The sequence below is a fragment of the Tatumella sp. JGM130 genome (assembly GCF_018257525.1).
GTDB lineage: Bacteria > Pseudomonadota > Gammaproteobacteria > Enterobacterales > Enterobacteriaceae > Tatumella > Tatumella punctata.
In genome coordinates this window covers 1-1,128 of sequence record NZ_JAERJS010000082.1, presented here as the reverse complement: position 1 = coordinate 1,128, position 1,128 = coordinate 1, and the positions used below count along the sequence as shown (strand labels likewise).

2 protein-coding genes are annotated in these 1,128 nt (G+C 44.8%); both read right to left on the bottom strand.

Annotated features, from left to right (window positions below; genetic code table 11):
• Positions 1 to 219: 219 nt before the first annotated feature.
• Positions 220 to 477, bottom strand: coding sequence for a bacteriocin immunity protein (locus JK211_RS16750; protein WP_212709746.1), 258 nt, complete (start codon positions 475 to 477; stop codon positions 220 to 222).
• Position 478: 1 nt separating this feature from the next.
• A partial coding sequence (locus JK211_RS16745) for an S-type pyocin domain-containing protein (RefSeq protein WP_212709745.1) occupies positions 479 to 1,128 on the bottom strand: 650 nt, incomplete at its 5' end.

Genomic DNA, 1,128 nt, shown 5'->3' with positions numbered 1-1,128 from the left:
CCTTACGCTCCGGTGAAATACGTTTCATCTGTCACTCCATGCCCTCAGATTGATTTTTCAGAGGGGGTGACAACTATCCTGACACTGAGGGTTGTCTTGTCACCTATACGTAAAAAATGACCAGTTGCCATATATTATCCTTAATGAAGATTGATCTTACCCACGTAATGTGGACACGGCCCTTAGACGCAGATACAGTCTCATTTATGCGACCAGAAGCTAACCCTTAAAGCCCGGTTTACCATTCACTTGACGCCATTCTTTAACTTCCTGAACAACACCTTCGGGGCTATCATCTTTCCCATCCTCTGGGTAAAAGATAAGGTCGGAGGCTGATGGATGTTCAACAAGTCGCCTGAACTCCCTGACCCGGCGATTATCATCCTTTTCTGTTGGCCCTTCAGCATTATAAATTTTACGAACTAAATCTAAAAATTCGCTTTCTGTATAATCAGGTAATGATTTTTTATCGCCCATATTATTTACTCTGCCTCGTTGAATGAATATCGATATGCAGCTTAGGTGAAGTTATGCTCATATTATCGACATTATAAACTTCCCCACCTTTACTTATTAGAATAATATGATGTATCTCATAGCGTTCTCTTCCTCCAGCACGATCCTGTTCTCGTGTGAAAGGAGAGTTCCCATTGCGTATATGAATTTTGTTACTCCCCCGGAACTGGCTTGAGAGTTCAGGATCTTTTGAGACTTCTAACCAAAATGCCTTACGGAACTGGTCAAAGTTACCAAAGGTTCGCCCTCGTAGCTTGTCTGCTATCTGACTTGGAACCGGAGAACCATTCCCCGTGTTAGCATCAGACAACCAAATACCGCTAACCTTCTGGCCTTTACCCGTTACCTGACCGGGATTGTTTCGTAGATAAACATAAATCGGCGGAATATCCGACACTGGCAGAATAAGAATATAATCCGCAAAACTCTTCTCCTCCGGTGCCGGAGTGGTTGTCGCCTCAATACTGGTATTTTCCGGCAGCGGATCAACAACTACCGGATTCGGTATCCTTACCGGGTGCCGGTTGCCTGTATTTGAAGGCGCATTGACACCTGAACTGTCGGGCGTCCAGATGATGGTGATGCGCGGATCTTCCTCTGTGGTGAATGTAT